At 65.8% G+C, this 18,380-nt stretch carries 19 protein-coding genes; 9 read left to right on the plus strand and 10 right to left on the minus strand.

Annotated features, from left to right (window positions below; genetic code table 11):
• Positions 1–56: 56 nt before the first annotated feature.
• Positions 57–1,211: a phospholipase A gene (locus tag ACFX4F_RS09995; RefSeq protein WP_380654747.1), complete on the plus strand. Its 1,155-nt coding sequence runs from the start codon at positions 57–59 to the stop codon at positions 1,209–1,211.
• The gene (gene arsC, locus ACFX4F_RS10000) at positions 1,211–1,552 is read left to right on the plus strand and encodes an arsenate reductase (glutaredoxin) (protein WP_099821147.1); all 342 of its coding nucleotides are present in this window, start codon (positions 1,211–1,213) and stop codon (positions 1,550–1,552) included. The genes ACFX4F_RS09995 and arsC overlap by 1 nt, the downstream gene beginning before the upstream one ends.
• A 95-nt stretch (positions 1,553–1,647) precedes the next feature.
• On the opposite strand, the gene ACFX4F_RS10005 is transcribed toward arsC, so the two are convergent.
• From ACFX4F_RS10005 to ACFX4F_RS10020, 4 genes are all read right to left on the minus strand, one after another.
• Positions 1,648–2,283 (minus strand): glutathione S-transferase family protein, encoded by a 636-nt coding sequence (locus ACFX4F_RS10005; RefSeq protein ID WP_380654750.1) that lies wholly within the window; start codon positions 2,281–2,283, stop codon positions 1,648–1,650.
• A gap of 53 nt (positions 2,284–2,336) precedes the next feature.
• On the minus strand, positions 2,337–2,681 hold the full coding sequence (locus ACFX4F_RS10010; protein ID WP_099821149.1) for a hypothetical protein: 345 nt from the start codon (positions 2,679–2,681) through the stop codon (positions 2,337–2,339).
• Positions 2,682–2,695: 14 nt separating this feature from the next.
• Positions 2,696–3,112, minus strand: coding sequence for a hypothetical protein (locus tag ACFX4F_RS10015; RefSeq protein WP_133119638.1), 417 nt, complete (start codon positions 3,110–3,112; stop codon positions 2,696–2,698).
• Positions 3,113–3,221: 109 nt separating this feature from the next.
• Entirely contained in the window at positions 3,222–4,739 is a 1,518-nt protein-coding gene (locus tag ACFX4F_RS10020) for a fumarate hydratase (RefSeq protein WP_099821151.1), read from the minus strand.
• A 148-nt stretch (positions 4,740–4,887) separates the two neighbouring features.
• On the opposite strand from ACFX4F_RS10020, the gene ACFX4F_RS10025 reads away from it, so the two are divergent.
• From ACFX4F_RS10025 to ACFX4F_RS10040, 4 genes are all read left to right on the plus strand, one after another.
• Positions 4,888–5,784: an RNA polymerase sigma-70 factor gene (locus ACFX4F_RS10025; RefSeq protein WP_380654756.1), complete on the plus strand. Its 897-nt coding sequence runs from the start codon at positions 4,888–4,890 to the stop codon at positions 5,782–5,784.
• A 36-nt stretch (positions 5,785–5,820) separates the two neighbouring features.
• Positions 5,821–6,270, plus strand: a complete 450-nt coding sequence (locus ACFX4F_RS10030) for a carboxymuconolactone decarboxylase family protein (RefSeq protein ID WP_380654759.1) — start codon at positions 5,821–5,823, stop codon at positions 6,268–6,270.
• A gap of 241 nt (positions 6,271–6,511) precedes the next feature.
• The gene (locus ACFX4F_RS10035) at positions 6,512–8,383 is read left to right on the plus strand and encodes an ABC transporter ATP-binding protein (RefSeq protein ID WP_380654762.1); all 1,872 of its coding nucleotides are present in this window, start codon (positions 6,512–6,514) and stop codon (positions 8,381–8,383) included.
• A gap of 79 nt (positions 8,384–8,462) precedes the next feature.
• Positions 8,463–9,242 (plus strand): ferredoxin--NADP reductase, encoded by a 780-nt coding sequence (locus ACFX4F_RS10040; protein ID WP_140225775.1) that lies wholly within the window; start codon positions 8,463–8,465, stop codon positions 9,240–9,242.
• A 111-nt stretch (positions 9,243–9,353) separates the two neighbouring features.
• On the opposite strand, the gene ACFX4F_RS10045 is transcribed toward ACFX4F_RS10040, so the two are convergent.
• Positions 9,354–9,833 carry a glutathione peroxidase gene (locus ACFX4F_RS10045; protein WP_380654766.1) on the minus strand — a complete coding sequence of 160 codons (480 nt, stop codon included), beginning with the start codon at positions 9,831–9,833 and terminating at the stop codon, positions 9,354–9,356.
• Positions 9,834–9,995: 162 nt separating this feature from the next.
• Between ACFX4F_RS10045 and ACFX4F_RS10050 the strand changes: the two genes are divergently transcribed.
• Positions 9,996–12,161, plus strand: coding sequence for a M3 family metallopeptidase (locus ACFX4F_RS10050; RefSeq protein ID WP_380654769.1), 2,166 nt, complete (start codon positions 9,996–9,998; stop codon positions 12,159–12,161).
• 138 nt (positions 12,162–12,299) lie between these two features.
• Here ACFX4F_RS10050 and cfa read toward each other — a convergent pair whose 3' ends face one another.
• The 3 genes from cfa to ACFX4F_RS10065 are packed head-to-tail and all read right to left on the minus strand — an operon-like array spanning position 12,300 to position 14,658.
• Complete coding sequence (cfa, locus tag ACFX4F_RS10055) at positions 12,300–13,418, minus strand: cyclopropane fatty acyl phospholipid synthase (RefSeq protein ID WP_380654772.1); 1,119 nt, start codon at positions 13,416–13,418, stop codon at positions 12,300–12,302.
• A 19-nt stretch (positions 13,419–13,437) separates the two neighbouring features.
• On the minus strand, positions 13,438–14,319 hold the full coding sequence (locus ACFX4F_RS10060) for a DUF3298 and DUF4163 domain-containing protein (protein ID WP_099821230.1): 882 nt from the start codon (positions 14,317–14,319) through the stop codon (positions 13,438–13,440).
• A gap of 36 nt (positions 14,320–14,355) precedes the next feature.
• Entirely contained in the window at positions 14,356–14,658 is a 303-nt protein-coding gene (locus ACFX4F_RS10065) for a GNAT family N-acetyltransferase (RefSeq protein WP_089236171.1), read from the minus strand.
• A 208-nt stretch (positions 14,659–14,866) separates the two neighbouring features.
• Between ACFX4F_RS10065 and ACFX4F_RS10070 the strand changes: the two genes are divergently transcribed.
• The gene (locus ACFX4F_RS10070; protein ID WP_165780990.1) at positions 14,867–15,028 is read left to right on the plus strand and encodes a hypothetical protein; all 162 of its coding nucleotides are present in this window, start codon (positions 14,867–14,869) and stop codon (positions 15,026–15,028) included.
• Between the two features lie 58 nt (positions 15,029–15,086).
• Here the strand turns inward: ACFX4F_RS10070 and ACFX4F_RS10075 are convergent, their stop codons facing one another.
• Positions 15,087–15,713 carry a rhomboid family intramembrane serine protease gene (locus ACFX4F_RS10075; protein WP_025876742.1) on the minus strand — a complete coding sequence of 209 codons (627 nt, stop codon included), beginning with the start codon at positions 15,711–15,713 and terminating at the stop codon, positions 15,087–15,089.
• A 7-nt stretch (positions 15,714–15,720) separates the two neighbouring features.
• A complete protein-coding gene (locus tag ACFX4F_RS10080) occupies positions 15,721–17,286 on the minus strand; it encodes an oligopeptide:H+ symporter (protein ID WP_099821157.1) in 1,566 nt (521 codons plus the stop codon).
• A 162-nt stretch (positions 17,287–17,448) separates the two neighbouring features.
• On the opposite strand from ACFX4F_RS10080, the gene ACFX4F_RS10085 reads away from it, so the two are divergent.
• On the plus strand, positions 17,449–18,285 hold the full coding sequence (locus tag ACFX4F_RS10085; RefSeq protein WP_312704189.1) for an endonuclease/exonuclease/phosphatase family protein: 837 nt from the start codon (positions 17,449–17,451) through the stop codon (positions 18,283–18,285).
• Positions 18,286–18,380 lie beyond the last annotated feature (95 nt).

Raw genomic sequence — 18,380 nt, forward strand, 5'->3', positions numbered from 1 at the left:
GGATGCAGCCGCCACACTGTCCCTCTTTCCGCATTCATTCCGAAGGGCCTGCTGCAATGACCCTCTCTCCGTTGTTCCCCCGCCTTGCACCGCTGGCGCTGGCCCTCGCAAGCGCGCCACTGGCCGCCCAGGAATTCGCGCCCAGTGCCGAGGCCTCGCCGGCCGCCTGCGCGGCCATCACCACCGATGCCGCACGCCTGGCCTGCTACGACCGCCAGTTCGGGCGCACGCCGCAGGCCACCGCCGAAGCTGATGCGGCCGCCGAAGCCGCCGCACAGGCACGCCGCGAGCAGCGCAACACCACGCGGGTAAGCCAGGGCGAGGAAAAACTGCGCGAACGCGTCAGCGATCTGTTCCGTTCCGAAGCCCCCGACAGCGCCCTTGCCAATGCCGGCCGCGGTTCGTTGCTGGACAGCCGCTGGGAACTGGCCGAGGACTCCAAGCTGGGGCCGTTCCAGCTGCGTGCGTACAAGCCCGTGTACCTGCTGCCGGCCTTCTGGACCAGCGACCGCAACACCATGCCGCACTCGCCGAACCCGGCCAACAGCGTGACCACCCCGCAGGTGCTGGACAGCGCCGAGCTGAAGTTCCAGATCAGCTTCAAGACCAAGATCGTCGAGAACCTGTTCGGCGACAACGGCGACATCTGGGCAGGCTACACCCAGAGTTCGCGCTGGCAGGCCTACAACGGCGAGGACTCGCGCCCGTTCCGCGAGACCAACTACGAGCCGGAAGTGATGATGGTGTTCCGCAACGGCTACTCGATCGGTGGCTGGCGTGGGCGGATGACCGGCATCAGCCTCAACCACCAGTCCAACGGCCGAGCCGATCCGCTGTCGCGCAGCTGGAACCGGGTGATGCTCAATGTCGGCCTGGACCGCGAGAACTGGGCACTGGTGCTGCGTCCCTGGTACCGCATTCCCGAGACCCGCAGCGACGACAACAACCCGGACATCGAGGACTACATGGGCCGCGGCGACGCGACCCTGACCTGGAACCACAAGGGTCACGAGGTCTCGTTGATGGCGCGTCATTCGCTGCGCACCGGTGACCGCTCGCACGGCGCCCTGCAGCTGGACTACGGCTTCCCGATCAGCAACCTGCTGCGCGGCCATGTGCAGATCTTCGACGGCTATGGCGAGAGCCTGATCGACTACAACCACAAGGCAACCTATGTCGGCGTGGGCGTGTCCCTGCTGGAGTGGTTCTGATGGAGGTGACGATCTGGCACAACCCCGCGTGCAGCAACTCGCGCGGGGCGCTCAAGCTGATCCGCGACGCGGGTGTCGAACCGGTGGTGATCGAGTATCTGGGCAGCCCACCCGACGTAGCCACGCTGCGCCAGGTGCTGGCCGAATCCGGCCTGGCAGCCACCGAACTGGTGCGCAGCAAGGAACCCGAGTTCGCCGCACTGGGCCTGCAGGGAAGCGACGACGATGCCCTGCTGGCCGCGATGGCCACCCACCCACGGCTGATCAATCGCCCGGTGGTACGCAGCGCCAAGGGCACCCGCCTGTGCCGGCCACCGGAAACGGTGCTGGAAATCCTGTAACCCGCCCCGCTTTGGTAGAAGCCGGGCCATGCTCGGCTGCGGTTCGCGTGCTACCCGTGAATGCAGCCGAGCATGGCTCGGCTCTACAGAACGGGTTACCGCCAGTCGGTGATGCCTTCGCGGCGATAGACCTCGGCGAACGCCGGGCGCGCCTTCAGGCGGTCCGCATACGCCTTCAACACCGGCCAGTGGTCGCTGGGCGTGGGCATGTTGCGCGACCAGCGCATCAACATCACCAGCATGAAATCGACAACGCTCGGCGCATCGCCAAGCAGGTAGGGGCCGCCGCTCTGCAGGTGCGTGGCAACGTGCTGCCACGCCGCTTCCAGCTGCTGCCGCGCCATCGCACGCACGCCGTCGATGCACTCGCCACCCGCCGCTTCATGCGCGTAGAACCAACCGCGGTACGCCGGCTGCACGGTGTTGGCACACCAGAACATCCAACGATAGGCCTCACCGCGTGCGGGCGCACCGACGGCAGGCAACAACCCTGCCTGCGGATGACGATCTGCCAGATACAGCGCAATCGCGGCCGCCTCGGTCAGTACCTGGCCGTCGATCAACAGAGTCGGCACTCTGCCTGCCGGATTGAGCGCCAGATAGTCAGCTGATTTGTGCTCGCGCGTGTCGAAATCGAGCAGCACCAGTTCGTGCTCGATGCCCAGCTCGATCAGCAGCCAGTGCACCACCAGCGAGGCGGTGCTGGTGGAACCATACAAGGTGGTGCGCATATGACCGGTCCTGTGCGGGGAACGGATGATTATGCGCGCTGTCGCCGGCGTGGTCAGCCGCAGCTGCTCATGCAGGTATCACGACGCTCACCGCAGCCCATCATCGGCGCCCGCAGCGTGCAGTCGTGCGCCTTCAATTCGCAGGAACGACGCAGTTCCGGATGCTCGATGTCCTTGCAGCGTTTGTCCGGCGTCGGCGCCACCTGCTGCTCGCAGCTGGACTGGCGGCTGCCGATCCCCGCGCCTTCGGCCATGCAGCTGCGGTAGCTGGCCTGGCATTGCATCTGGCACTGGGCACCGGCGCTGAAGCCACCCCCACCGTCATACGACGAGGACGATGTACTGCATCCGGCAAGAGCCAGCAGAGTGACAAACGGAAGACTGCGCAACAGGTTCACAGGACACTCCTTGTTCAATAGACCGGAAGACTGCCGGAAGAACGGATTTCGCTCACCGATCCGCCGCAGTCGAGTACACACTGGGCCCGGGTCGCATCGCAGGCGCGCGTGTTGGCTGCGGTCGCGCAGTATGCGCCGGCGCCACGTGCGCCCTCGCAGCGATGCCGCATCTTCTCGTCAGCGATATCGCTGCACGTATCGATCACGCGCGCTTTGTCCGCCTGACAGCTCTGCTGCGCCGTTTCGGCCATCGAACGCGCCTGACCCGCACATTGCAGATGCCGCTGTGCACACCCCGCCGCACACACGCGGCCGGCCTCACTGGTGGGTTGCGCCACGTAATACTGCGGCGTGCAGCCTGCCATCAACGCAATGGCGACTGCAGCGAAAACGATCCGTATTGCTTGACGCACAAGCGGCTTCCCTTCCATGGCAACGCGCTCACCCTAGCAAAGCCGCGCGAGTGCAAACGTTAAACGACGAACGGCGCCACCAGGGCGCCGTTCTACAATCGGACAGGCATGGACGACGCCGCGCCGATCACTCCACCACGACAGGAATCTTGCCGATGCGGGCCTGCCATTCGCGCGGGCCGGTCTTGTGCACCGATTCGCCGGTGGAATCGACAGCCACGGTCACCGGCATGTCTTCCACGGTGAACTCGTAGATCGCTTCCATGCCCAGGTCGGCGAAGCCGACGACCTTGGCCGCCTTGATCGCCTTGGACACCAGGTAGGCCGAACCACCGACGGCCATCAGGTAGGCCGACTTGTGCTTCTTGATCGCTTCGATCGCGGCCGGGCCGCGCTCGGCCTTGCCGACCATGCCCAGCAGGCCGGTTTCGCTCAGCACCTGTTCGGTGAACTTGTCCATGCGGGTGGCGGTGGTCGGACCGGCCGGGCCCACCACTTCATCGCGCACCGGATCGACCGGACCGACGTAGTAGATGAAGCGACCCTTGAGATCGACCGGCAGCTGCTCGCCCTTGTTGAGCATGTCGACCATGCGCTTGTGCGCGGCGTCGCGGCCGGTCAGCAGCTTGCCGTTGAGCAGCAGGGTCTGGCCCGGCTTCCAGCTGGCCACGTCTTCCGGCGTGATCGTGTCCAGGTCCACGCGGGTGCCCTTGGAGGCGTCGTACGTCAGCTTCGGCCAGTCTTCCAGCGACGGCGGGTCCAGCATCACCGGGCCGCTGCCGTCCAGGGTGAAGTGCGCGTGGCGGGTGGCGGCGCAGTTCGGGATCATCGCCACCGGCAGGTTGGCCGCGTGGGTCGGGTAGTCGTTGATCTTGATGTCGAGCACCGTGGTCAGGCCACCCAGGCCCTGCGCACCAATGCCCAGCGCGTTGACCTTCTCGTACAGCTCCAGGCGCAGCTCTTCAATGCGGTTGGACGCACCGCGGGCCTGCAGTTCGGTGATGTCGATCGGCTCCATCAGCGCTTCCTTGGCCAGCAGCATCGCCTTTTCGGCGGTGCCACCGATGCCGATGCCGAGCATGCCCGGCGGGCACCAGCCTGCGCCCATGGTCGGCACGGTCTTCAGCACCCAGTCGACGATCGAGTCGGACGGGTTGAGCATGGCGAACTTGGTCTTGGCTTCCGAACCACCGCCCTTGGCGGCGACGATCACTTCGACGGTGTTGCCCGGCACCACCTTGACGTTGACCACACCCGGGGTGTTGTCCTTGGTGTTGATGCGCTTACCGGCCGGATCGGCCAGCACCGAGGCGCGCAGCTTGTTGTCCGGGTACAGGTAGGCGCGACGGATGCCCTCGTTGGCCATGTCTTCCACGCCCATGGTGGCGTCATCCCAGCGCACGTCCATGCCGATTTCCAGGAACACGGTGACGATGCCGGTGTCCTGGCAGATCGGCCGGTGGCCTTCGGCGCACATCCGCGAGTTGATCAGGATCTGCGCGATCGCCTCCTTCGCTGCCGGCGACTCCTCGCGCTCGTAGGCGGCGGCAAGGTTCTTGATGTAGTCGACCGGGTGGTAGTACGAGATGTACTGCAGCGCGTCGGCGACGGACTGGATGAGGTCTTCCTGCTTGATCGATGTCACGGATTGCTCGCTTGCTGAAGGCTGGCGGGGGTAATCCGCCCATTTTACCCCCTCCCTCGGCCGCGGGGTGGCAGCGCTGGCCGCAGGCCGGCAAGATCTGAGCCCTGCCCTCTGTCACGCCACGCGCCGCTACGGCGTCCTTGCCAACATGAACGCCGAAACCGCCTTCCATACCCACCGCCCGCGCCTGATGGCGCTGGCCTACCGCCTGCTGGGCAGCCGCACCGACGCCGAAGACGTGGTGCAGGATGCCTGGCTGCGCTGGTCCGGCGCCGATACCGCGGCCATCGCCGACCCGGAAGCCTGGCTGGTCACCACCACCACCCGCCTGGGCCTGGACCGGCTGCGCGCGGCCAAGCGTGAGCGCGCGCGCTACGTGGGCCCGTGGCTGGCCGAACCCTTGGCGATCACCCTCGAACCTGATCCGGCGCCCGGCCCGGCCCAGCTGCACGCGCTGGCCGATGATGTATCGGTGGCCTTCCTGACCCTGCTCGAACAGCTCGGCCCGGAAGAGCGCGCCGCGTTCCTGCTGAAGGAAGCCTTCGACCACGACTACCGCGAGATCGCCGATCTGATCGGCCACAGCGAGGCCAACTGCCGCCAGCTGGTGCACCGGGCCCGGCAGCGCCTGCAGGCCGGGCGCCCGCGCTTCAACGCCGACGCCAGCCAGCACCGGCAGCTGCTGGCGCGTTTCATGGATGCCTCCCAGCGCGGCGACAGCGAGGCCATCCAGGCGCTGCTGCATGCCAACGCGCTGCTGGTCTCCGATGGCGGTGGCGTGGTTACCGCGGCGGTGCGTCCGCTGCTGGGCGCCGAGCGTATCGGCCGCCTGTACTGGGCGATCGCCCGCCGCGGCGCAGCGCATCCGGCACAGCTTGGCTACGTCAACGGCGAGCCGGCGATCCTGCGCTTCGAAGGCGACCACCTGCACTCGATCACCACCATCGAGGTGGTCGATGGCCGCATCGCCAATCTCTACAGCGTGCTGAATCCAGAAAAACTGCCTGCGGTTGTCACGCGCGCCGACACTGCGGCGTCCTTGTAACGAAAGGCGGCCATCGTGGCCGCCGTGGAGCTGAAGATGTCCAACCACGCCTCTCCCCGCGTTCCTTACACCCGCCTCGCCGCCGATGCGTTCAAGGGCCTGCTGGCCACCAGCAAGGCGGTGCACGACAGTTCGGTCGATCCGACCCTGATGGAACTGGTGTTCCTGCGCGTCTCGCAGCTCAACGGCTGCGGCTACTGCATGGACATGCATGCCACCACGCTGCGCAAGGGCGGCATCGAGCCGCGCAAGCTGGATACGCTGCCGGCCTGGCACGAAAGCCGTTTCTTCGACGAACGCGAACGCGCGGCGCTGGGCTGGGCCGAGGCGCTGACCCGGTTGACCGATGGTGCGCCGTCGCAGGCGGCGTTCGATGCGCTGGCGCCGCACTTCGATGAGAAGGGCATCAGCGACCTGAGCATGGGCATTGCGGTGATCAATGCCTGGAACCGGCTGGGCGCTGGGCTGCTGCCGCCGTTGCCGTAAGGGGGTTGCCGTCCGGGTCAGGTTCCTGCAGCTGTCGGTAGGTGTCGACCTTGGTCGACACGGTAGATCCACGCCATGCGTGGATGGAGGTGGGTCGGCCCCCTTCGCACTGCGAAGGGCTCTGATCCGGTTTGGGTCGCTGGGGTCAGAGCCCTTTGCCGCGCAAAGGGATCTGACCCCGGTGTCGGCCGCACGGCTGCACTGACCCCATCTGCACGCATCAGGCGCGCACAATGGCGGCATGCCTGCTTCCCCCATTGCCGGCGCTGCCGGCGCCAAGAAACCCAGCCTGCGTCAACGCTTCAAGGCGATGCGCAACCTGCCGCCATTCCTGCGCCAGGTGTGGCAGACCAGCCGCGCCCTGACCATCGCCAGCCTTGGCCTGCGCCTGATCCGTGCGCTGCTGCCGGTGGCGATGCTGTACGTCGGCAAGCTGATCATCGATACCGCGCTGCACCTCAGCCAGCACGATGCCGGCTTCCCACCGCTGGGAGAGGCCCTGTCCAGTGGGCTGCTCAATCCGCTGCTCGGCCTGCTGGCACTGGAACTGGGCCTGGCCATCGCCTCGGACCTGCTCGGTCGGCTGGTCAGCTACGCCGATGCGCTGCTCTCGGAACTGTTCGCCAACGCCACCAGCGTGCGCCTGATGGAACATGCGGCGACCCTGGACCTGGAGGACTTCGAGGACCCGGACCTGCAGGACAAGCTGGACCGTGCGCGGCGCCAGACCATGGGCCGGATGAACCTGATGAGCCAGCTGTTCGGCCAGGTGCAGGATGCGATCACCGTCGCCAGCCTGGCCGTCGGCCTGCTGGTCTACGCGCCGTGGCTGATCCTGCTGCTGGCGCTGGCGCTGGTGCCGGCGTTCATCGGCGAATCGCACTTCAATGCGGCCGGTTACAGCCTCAATTTCCTGTGGACGCCGGAACGCCGCCAGCTGGACTACCTGCGCCAACTCGGCGCCAGTGTGGAAACAGCCAAGGAAGTAAAGATCTTCAACCTGCACCGGTTCTTGGTCGAGCGCTACCGCAGCTTGTCGGCGGCACTGTTCCTGGCCAACCGCGCACTCGCCCGGCGGCGTGCGTTCTGGGGCACGCTGCTGGCCGCGCTGGGCACGCTGGGCTATTACACCGCGTATGCCTATATCGCCTGGCGCACGGTGCGCGGCGATTTTTCGATCGGTGACCTGACCTTCCTCGCCGGCAGCTTCCTGCGCCTGCGCCAGTTGCTGGAAGGCCTGCTGATCGGCTTCTCGCAGGTGGCCAGCCAGGCGTTGTATCTGGACGACCTGTATTCGTTCTTCCAGATCGAACCGGAAATCCACTCGCGCAAGGACGCGGTGCGCGTGCCGCAGCCGATCCGCGAAGGCTTCGTGTTCGAAGACGTGGGCTTCCGCTATCCCGATGCCGAGCACTGGGCCGTGCGCCACCTCGATTTCCAGCTGCACGCGGGCGAAGTGCTGGCACTGGTCGGTGAGAACGGTGCGGGCAAGACCACCCTGGTCAAGCTGCTGGCACGCCTGTACGAGCCGGACGAAGGCCGCATCCTGCTCGATGGCCGCGACCTGCGCGACTACGACCTGGACGACCTGCGCGCCAACCTCGGCGTGATCTTCCAGGACTTCGTGCGCTACAACCTCAGTGCCGGCGAGAACATCGGTGTCGGCCAGGTCGAAGCGATGGACGACCGTGCGCGGATCACCGATGCCGCCCGCCGGGGCATGGCCGAGGAAGTGATCGCTGCCCTGCCCGGCGGCTACGACCAGCAGATCGGCCGCCGCTTCAAGCAGGGCGTGGACCTGTCCGGGGGCCAGTGGCAGAAGATCGCCATCGCCCGCGCGTGGATGCGCGATGCACAGGTGATGATCCTGGATGAGCCCACCGCGGCGCTGGATGCCCGCGCCGAGTTCGAGGTGTTCCAGCGGTTCAGGGAGTTGGCGGATAATCGCACCGCAGTGCTGATTTCCCACCGTTTCTCCTCCGTGCGCATGGCCGACCGCATCCTGGTACTGGCCGATGGCCGGATCGAGGCCAGCGGCACCCACCAGGAGCTGATGGCACAGGGCGGCCGCTATGCCGAGCTGTTCGAACTGCAGGCGGCAGGTTACCGCTGAGAACGCCTCTCGTTCCGCCTAATGAGAACCTGTCTCATTTGAGATAGAATTACCCCGACGACTTCCGATAGATACGCCCATGTCCTCCGCTTTCGGCGCCGAAACGGTGCTTGAGGTCCGCCACTGGACCGACGCCTACTTCAGCTTCACCCTCACCCGTGACAGCGGTTTCCGCTTCGAGAACGGCCAGTTCGTGATGATCGGCCTGGAGACCGACGCGCGGCCGCTGCTGCGCGCGTACTCCATCGCCAGCGCGAACTGGGAAGAACAGCTGGAATTCTTCAGCATCAAGGTGCAGGACGGCCCGCTGACCTCGCGCCTGCAGCACATCAAGCCGGGCGACAAGGTCCTGGTCGGCAAGAAGCCCACCGGCACCCTGCTGATCAGCGACCTGCACCCGGGCAAGCACCTGTACCTGCTGGGCACCGGCACCGGCCTGGCGCCGTGGCTGTCGGTGATCAAGGACCCGGAGACCTACGAGCGCTTCGACAAGGTGATCCTGTGCCACGGTGTGCGCTACGAAAAGGACCTGGCCTATCGCGATTATTTCGAGAAGGAGCTGCGCGAGCATGAGTTCCTGGGCGAAATGGTCGGTGACAAGCTGCTGTACTACCCGGCGGTGACCCGTGAGGCGTTCCCGAACCAGGGCCGCCTGACCTCGCTGATGGAAAGCGGCGAGATGCAGCGCACCCTCGGCCTGCCCGAGCTGAGCCCGGAAAACGACCGCGCGATGATCTGCGGCAGCCCGCAGATGCTGGCCGACCTGCGCACCGTGCTGGACAGCCGCGGCTTCCAGACCTCGCCGCGCATCGGTACACCCGGCCACTACGTGTTCGAGCGCGCGTTCGTCGAAAAATAAACCGGGCTGTGGTAGAGCCGAGCCCACGCTCGGCTGCTCTGCCGGCCGACCATGGCAGGCACGCACGCTGCGCGCGCAAGCCGAGCCTGGGCTCGGCTCTACAGAGAGCGGCTACAGCAGCGCTTCGATGCCGCCGCGCAGCTGCTCCGGCGTGGTGGTCGGTGCATAGCGATCCACCACCTGCCCCTCGCGATCGACCAGGAACTTGCTGAAGTTCCACTTGATGCGGGCGATGCCCAGCAACCCGCGCTTCTCGTGCGACAGCCACGCCCACAGCGGGTCGGCACCCTCGCCGTTGACCTCGATCTTCTGCGACAGCGGGAAGCTGACCGGATAATCGATCGAACAGAACTGGCGGATCTGCGCGGCATCGCCCGGTTCCTGCGCGCCGAACTGGTTGCAGGGAAAGCCGATCACCACCAGGCCGCGATCACGATAGTCCTGCCACAGCTGTTCCAGCCCGGTGTACTGCGGGGTGAAGCCACAGCGGCTGGCCACGTTGACCAGCAGCAGAGGACGTCCCTGGTACTGCGCCAGCGCCTGCGGCTGGCCGTCGAGGTCACGGAAGCTGAAATCGTAGGCGGTGGTCATGGCAACGGGCCTGGGGGCGGTGTTCTCCATGGTACCCGGGGCAGCCAGCCATGGAGTGGCTCTGCAGCAGGGCGGCGTTGCCAACATGCCTTTTGACACAAGTGCGGGCGCGCCGGGCCGGGTTACCCTCGGGCCCTTGTTTGCCTTACCGGAGTATCGACCTTGACCACCCGCCTTGCCCTTGCCGTGGCCATGACCCTCGGCCTTGCCCTGCCCGCCTATTCGGCCAGCGCCGCCACCCCGGCCGCTGCCAACGCCCAGCAGGCCAATCCGTTCTTCGCCGACAGCCCGCTGCCGCTGCATTTCCCGCAGTTCGACAAGATCAAGGACAGCGACTTCGCCCCGGCCTTCGACGCCGGCATGGCGCAGCAGCTGAAGGAAGTGGAAGCGATCGCCAACACCAAGGCCAAGCCGACCTTCGACAACACCATCATCGCCCTGGAAAAGAGCGGTGACACCCTGGACCGCGCGACCACCGTGTTCTTCAGCCTGGTCGGCGCCGATACCAACGACACCCGCAAGAAGCTGCAGGCCGACTATTCGGCGAAGTTCGCCGCGCACAGCGACGCAATCGCGCTGAACGGCAAGCTGTTCGCGCGCATCCAGGCGCTGTATGACAGCCGCACCACCCTGGGCCTGGACGCTGAAGGCGTGCGCCTGGTCGAGAAGTACTACGACAACTACGTGCGCGCTGGCGCCAAGCTGTCCGAGGCCGACAAGACCAAGCTGAAGGAAATGAACGCCGAGCTGGCCAACCTGGGCACCAAGTTCAGCCAGAACGTGCAGTCGGAAGTGAACGCTTCGGCGATCACCGTCAACGACGTCAAGGAACTGGACGGCCTGTCCAAGGAACAGATCGCCGCCGCCGCCGAAGCCGCCAAGGCCCGTGGCCTGGACGGCAAGTATGTGATCACCCTGCTCAACACCACCGGCCAGCCGCCGCTGACCAACCTGGCCAACCGCGCCCTGCGCCAGAAGATCTACGAAGCCTCCACCACCCGCGGCAGCCGCGGCGGTGAGTTCGACAACACCGCGCTGGTCGCGCGCATCATGCAGCTGCGTGCCGACAAGGCCAAGCTGATGGGCTTCCCGAACTTCGCCGCCTACAACCTGACCAACCAGACCGCCAAGACCCCCGAAGCGGTCAATGCGATGCTGGGCAAGCTGGCCCCGGCCGCGGTGGCCAACGCCAAGCGCGAAGCCGCCGACCTGCAGGCGATGATCGACCAGGAACAGAAGGCGGCGGGCAAGCCGACCTTCAAGCTGGAGCCGTGGGACTGGGCGTTCTACAGCGAGAAGGTGCGCCAGGCCAAGTACAACTTCGACGAATCGCAGCTGAAGCCGTACTTCGAGATCAAGAACGTGCTGGAAAACGGCGTGTTCTTCGCCGCCAACCAGGAATTCGGCCTGACCTTCAAGCAGCGCACCGACCTGCCGGTCTACCACGAGGACGTCACCGTCTATGACGTGTTCGATGCCGACGGCAGCCAGCTGGCGATCTTCATCTTCGACCCGTACGCACGCGCCTCCAAGCGCGGTGGTGCATGGATGAACTCGTACGTCTCGCAGTCCAAGCTGACGGGCTTCAAGCCGGTGGTGGCCAACCACCTGAACATCCCCAAGCCGCCGGCCGGCCAGCCGACCCTGCTGACCTGGGATGAAGTGAGCACCACCTTCCACGAGTTCGGCCACGCCCTGCACGGCATGTTCTCGAACGTGAAGTATCCGTACTTCTCGGGCACCGCGGTGCCGCGCGACTTCGTCGAGTTCCCCTCGCAGGTCAACGAGATGTGGGCCGACAACCCGGCCATCCTGAAGAACTACGCCAAGCACTACCAGAACGGTTCGGTGATGCCGCAGGCACTGCTGGACAAGGTGCTGGCCGCGGCCAAGTTCAACCAGGGCTTTGCCACCACCGAGTACCTGGGCGCCGCCATGCTCGACCAGCGCTGGCACCAGATCGGCCCGGACCAGGTGCCGGCCGCCAAGGACGTGATGGCCTTCGAGCGCGCCGCGCTGGAGAAGGACGGCATCTACTACGCGCCGGTTCCGCCGCGCTACAAGACCCCGTACTTCAGCCACATCATGGGCGGCTACTCGGCCGGCTACTACGCCTACATCTGGTCGGAAGTGCTGGACGCCAACACCCAGAAGTGGTTCCGCGACAACGGCGGCCTGAGCCGCAAGAATGGCGACCATTTCCGCGCGACCTTGCTGTCCAAGGGTGGCAGCGTGGATGCGATGCAGCTGTTCCGCGATTTCGCCGGCCACGAGCCGCAGATCGAACCGCTGCTGGAAAAGCGTGGCCTGACCGGCACCGGCAACTGATCGCCGGCACCACAGCGTGAAATGAAAACCGCCCGGGAGACCGGGCGGTTTTTTTTGCGTCATCCACGCATGGCGTGGATCTACCGCAGGGTTGCGTGATCCCAGTAGATCCACGCCATGCGTGGATGTTCCCGGCGATCACCGCGGTGCCACGTATCCCCCCGGCACGCCCTGCGGCGACAGCACCAGCTGCCACAACTGCGCATGCCGGCTGCGGAACGTCGCCATCGATCCGGCCAGGTAGAACCGCCACAGGCGACGGAATCTCTCGTCATAGCGCTGGGCATCCAGTGTCGGCCACGCCGCTTCCACATTGCGACGCCACGCCTGCAGCGTCAGGTCATAGTCGGTACCGAAGTTGTGCCAGTCCTCCAGCACGAAGCGCCCTTCAAATGCGCGGCTGATCTGCGCCGCCGACGGCAGCATCGAGTTGGGGAAGATGTAGCGCGCGATCCACGGATCAGTGCGATGGCGCGAGACGTTGCTGCCAATGGTGTGCAACAGCAGCAACCCGCGCGGCGACAGGCAGCGCCGCGCCACGTCGAAGAAACTGCGGTAGTTCTTGTCGCCGACGTGCTCGAACATGCCGATCGAGAAGATCGCATCAAACGGCTCGTCCAGTTCGCGATAGTCCTGCAGCGGGATCTCGATCGGCAGGCCCGCGCACAACTCACGCGCGTAGTCAGCCTGCTCCTGCGAAATGGTGACGCCCACGCCACTGACGCCATAACGCTCTGCAGCGAACTTCAGCGCCTCGCCCCAACCGCAGCCGATATCCAGCACGCGTTGCCCGGGGCGCAGCCCGAGCTTGCGGCACACCAGATCGAGCTTGGCTTCCTGCGCCGCATCCAGATCGTTGGCGTTGCGCCAATACCCGCAGCTGTAGACCAGGCGCTGGCCAAGCATCGCCTGGTACAGATCATTGCCGAGGTCATAGTGGCGACGGCCGACTTCATAGCTGCGTTGCCCGGCCTGCAGGTTGAACAGACGCGCCTTCAACGCGTCGGCCACCTCGCGCCAGCCGTGCACCCGTTCGTCCAGGTGCGCCTGCATCAGGTGGTACAGAAACTCATCAAGAACGTTGGCATCCCACCAGCCGTCCATGTAGCTCTCGCCCAGGCCGAGTGAGCCGTGCGCCATGACCCGCGCGAAAAAGCGCGGGTCATGCACCTGGATATCCTGCGGCCGGGTTCCATCGATCTGGACCCCGGCCTCGTGGAGCAGGCCGGTGACCCGCTCCTGCAACCCTGTATCCACGACACCTCCTCGTCTGCGGTTACCCGCGCGCGAACAGCTCCACGTAGTCCTTGGCCACGTGCGGCAACACCACCGAGGCCGGTACATCGGCGGTCTGGGTGCCATCCGAGTATGGACCCACCTGGTAGGGCGGGAACACGAAGCGCAGCGCGGTGATCTGACCCTTGTCGTCGGTCAGCGGCTGGAACTGGCTGAAATTGTCGGCCTGCGGACCGGTGCCGTCAGCGATCATCCGCGAGGCATTGCGCAGCGATTCCTGCAGCTGCGACGGGTCCATGTCCTCGCCGCTGAGGCGGGTGGCCACGCGCTCGCGCAGCTGGTCGGCGACAAAATCGCTGATCGCTTTCCAACCCTTGGCGTCAGTCACCAGCTTGTCGGCGCTCAGCATCTGCTGCTGCGCCGGCAGCCACACGAAACGTGCCACCAGCGGTTCGCCGTGGGCGCCACCGGTGTAGCGGCTGCCGTCGGCACTGACTACCACCAGCTGCGGCGTCTCCAGCAGCTTCTCGAAGCTCAGCGACAGCTCATAGGGCATGGTCGGCTTGTCGTTGCCCAGCCCGTCCAGCGCCTGCTGCAGATCGCTGCGGGCGGAGGTGGCATAGGCCTGCAGCGCGCGCGCCAGGCCCGGATAACGATCGATGCCCGCCGGGTAACTGATGCCGACCACTTCACGTTCGTTGTTCTCGATCACATCGCGCAGATCCAACGGCGCTTCCGCTGCGGGGGCCTCGGCGGTGCCAGTGGCTTCGGCCGCAGGTGCGGCGTCGGTGGCCGGTGCCGCCTCGTTCTCGCGCTGGCAACCGGCCAGCAACAGCACGCCCATAGCGCCGGCCAGCACGCTGGCGTGCAGTGGCCGGTTGTTTCCAATCTTCATCGGGATCCCCTGTTCATGTTCATACATCATCGCCTGCCCTGGCTGAAGCGTGGCCCGCTGGATTCAGCCCACAAGCAGATCGTGATACTCCTCGTGCCGCTGCAGGAAGGCCTCGGCATAGGCACATGCCGGCACCACCTTGTACTTCTGCTCCCGGGCGAAACGCAGTGCGACCCGGGTCAGCTCACCGGCAATGCCACGGCCAGCGATCGGCTCGGGCACTTCGGTATGGGTGATGACCATCCGCCTGCGCTTGATCTGGTAATCCAACAGTGCCACCTGCCCGCGCACGCGGGCCGTGAACCGGTGGTTGACCTGATCGTGTTCGACCTCGTAAGCCAGACCGGGGGGCGTGACCGAAGCCATGGGACTGTCTCCTGCGGCGACTGCGTGGATGGTGCGCACGCGGGCGCCATGATCGCGTGAAGCCTGAACAGGGACAAGTCTGCGCCCGCTGCGTCAGATGTTGCCCTCAAGCTGCAGTCCAGCCGGCCGCTAACCCCTCTGCAGGGGTGCGCCAGCTTGGCATGCCCCTTGCGACAGTCGACCAAGCGATCTGCCGTGGAGGCCCGCGATGCACCCCAGCGATTCCCATTCCGATACCGATCACGCCCTGCTGGAGGGCCTGCTGCAACTGGCCGTGGAGGGACAGACCGAAGACCAGGCGTTCCAGAGCATCGGCGAGGAAGTGTTCTCCCGCCTGCTCGATACCTACGGTCAGGAAACCCGGGCCTGACCCGGAGCGGAGCCGCAGCCCCGGGGGTCGGATCCAGCGGATCCGACCCCAACCACCCTCAACCGCCGCCGAGGCGGAAGGTCGGGTTGGACAGCTCGCGCAGGAAGTGACTGAAGATGCTCGGCTGCATGGCCAGCATGAAGATCACGCCGAACGCCGCACCGGCCAGGTGCGCGCTGTGATTGATGCGATCGCCACCGCGCTTGTCCATCCAGATGCTGTAGCCGACGTAGAACGCGGCATAGACGATCGCCGGCGCCGGGATGAAGAACACCAGGATGATCGACCACGGCTTGATCAGGATGAAGGCGAACAGCACCGCCGACACCGCCCCGGACGCACCGAGGCTGAGGTAGTTCGGGTTCTTCTGGTTCTTCAGGTAGCTGGGCAGGATCGAGACCAGCAGCGCACCGACGTAGAACGCCGGATAGACCAGGTAGCTGCCGGTCAGCTGCACCATCACGCTCTCGATGAATCCCCCGAAGAAGAACAGGGTGATCATGTTGAAGATCAGGTGCGACCAGTCGGCGTGGATGAAGCCATAGGTGATCAGGCGGTCGTACTGGCGGTGGCGATCCACCGCCGGCGGCCACAGGATCAGGCGGTCAGCCAGCTTGCGGTTGTTGAACGCCATCCACGACAGGATGGCGGTGATGGCGATCAACAGCAGATTGACGGGGGTCATGTCAGGCTCAGGCGGTGCGGTAGTTGTCGACCATACGATAGCGTTTCGCATACCAACCGAAGGCCAACGCCGCGACGAAAGCAAAACCGGCGAAGAAGAACATCAGGAATGCCGCCTCGCTCAGGCCCGTACTGGCGATCTTGTGGGTGACCGTGTCATTGCGCACGGCGGCATTGGACAGCAGCACCCACAGGTTGCCGATGGTGGTGGTCAGGTTCCAGAAGCTCATCACCACGCCCTTCATGGCCTGCGGTGCCTGGCTGTAGGCGAACTCCAGGCCGGTGGCCGAGACCAGCACTTCGCCGAAGGTCAGCAGCGCGTACGGCAGCATCTGCCAGAAGATCGACATCGCGTTGCCACCGTCCATCACCACCTGGATGCCGCCGACCACGATCCAGGCCAGGCCGCTGAAGGCGATGCCGGCGGTCATCCGGCGCAGCGCGGTCGGCTCGAAGCCGAAGCGGCGCAGGGCCGGGTACAGCACCAGGTTGTTGAACGGGATGAGAATCATCACCAGCAGCGGATTCAGCGCCTGCATCTGCGAGGCGGTGAACCAGCTCGGCATCTGCATCTGCTGGCCCTGCAGCACCCAGGTCGAGGCCTTCTGGTCGAACAGCGAGAAGAACGGGGTGGTCAGCGCGAAGATCACCAGTACCCGCAGCACCGAGCGCACGCCCTCCACGGCTTCGGCCGGGTGCTGGCCGCGGGCGCGGTCCAGCTGCAGCCAGGTACCACCACCGATGCCTGCCAGGATCGACACCAGCGCCAGGCACAGGCAGATCACGATGCCAAGCGAGCCGACCAGGCCGAACGAGGCGACCGCCAGCACCAGCCCGACCACGGCCATGACCAGGCCCGGACGGCCCTGGCCGGCAACGCGCGCGGTCAGCGCGGTGCGCACCACGTTGGCGAACGAATGCGGGTCCTTCGGCGGCAGCGGCACCAGCACGTAGCGCTTGCGGCCCAGCCAGAACACGAAGGTGGCGATGAACATCAGGATGCCCGGAATGCCGAAGGCCCACTGCGGGCCCCAGTTCTTCAGCACCAGCGGGATCAGCAGCGAGGCGAACAGCGAGCCGAAGTTGATGATCCAGTAGAACGCGTCGAAGACGATCTTGGCCAGGTGCTTGTTGCTCTGGTCGAACTGGTCCCCCATGAACGAGGCCACCAGCGGCTTGATGCCACCGGCGCCGAGTGCGATCAGGCCCAGGCCGAGGAAGAAGCCCTCACGGCTGCCTTCGAACAACGCCAGGCACAGGTGGCCCATGCAGTAGACCAGGCTGAACCACAGGATGGTGTGGTACTTGCCGAAGAACTTGTCGGCCAGCCAGCCGCCGAGCAGCGGGAAGAAATACACGCCGATCATGAAGCTGTGCATGATGTCCTTGGCTTCACCGGCACGGCCTTCGGCAGTGATTTCCTGCAGCAGCAGCGAGGTGATCAGGAACTGCACCAGGATGTTGCGCATCCCGTAGAAACTGAACCGCTCGCAGGCCTCATTGCCGATGATGTACGGGATCTGGCGCGGCATCTTTCCCTGGCCGGCGATGGGGGCGACTGCGTCGTGGCTCATCCTGTAAGGCATTCCTGCAAAACGAAAGGCGCAAGAGTACCGGAACCTGTGCGTGCGAAGCACGCTGCAGGGCTGCATGACAGCCACGCCAAAGCATGGCAGGCGCATGCAGCCCTGCCGGAAGTCACGGAACCTGCACGGCAAAAGCGTAAACTTATCGTTATGCGCCCCCTGCCCTTCGCCCGCATCCTGCCCAGCTGCCTTGCCCTCATGCTGGCCGTGCCTGCGCTGGCCCGGCCACAGGCGCCGCCGGCCGCAGGCCTGGGCACAGAGGTGCGGCAGTTGACCGTCGCCGCGCTGGAACTGCCCAGCCGTGACGAAGGCCAATGGAAGCAGCGCCGCGAACAGGTGCTGCAGCTGCTGACCGATCTGCAGCCGGATGTGATTTCGGTGCAGCAGGTACTGCAGCAGCAAGGGCGCAACCCGGCCTGCTGGTTGGCCAGCCGGTTGCGCTACAGCTGCGATTTCGTCACCGCCGACCCGCCGAGCCAGCCGGTCCGGCACGGCAACGCGATGCTCAGCCGGCTGCCGGTCAGCGAGGACGGGGTCACCCTGCTGCATCCACCGGGCACCTTCAGTGCCGCCGGCATGATGCGCCTGCGCCTGGGCGACAACGACGTCAACGTCTACGTCGCGCGCCTGCGGCCTGAACCCGACGAAGCCAATGCCCGGCAACACCAGACCAGCGACCTGATGACCTGGATCGGCGCCACGGCCGAGGGCATGCCGAGCCTGATCGCCGGAGATTTCTCCGCCAGTACCGTCGAGCTGGTGCGCAGCACGCCCGGCTTCCAGCCGGCCCGGCGCAATCCTGGCGCACCGGCGGCCAGCGGCGGCGGTGCCAGTGGCCATGGGCTGGATGTCCTGTTCCAGGTCAAGCACTTCGGCGGCATCCGCCAACAGGCGATCCTGCTGCCCGCCGATGGCGACCTGCCCGGCCTGCGCCTGGGCGTGATGGCGACGCTGCGGCTGCAGGACGTACCCGCCACCACCGAATGAACGCGCCGCTGCGCTCGCCGGGCACGGCCCGGCGCTACCCCCGTTTCCGGTAGCGCCGGGCCATGCCCGGCGGGTGCGGTCACAAACAAACAAAA

This window comes from Stenotrophomonas sp. YIM B13575 (genome assembly GCF_042787595.1).
In the GTDB taxonomy this organism is placed as follows: Bacteria; Pseudomonadota; Gammaproteobacteria; order Xanthomonadales; family Xanthomonadaceae; genus Stenotrophomonas; species Stenotrophomonas lactitubi_B.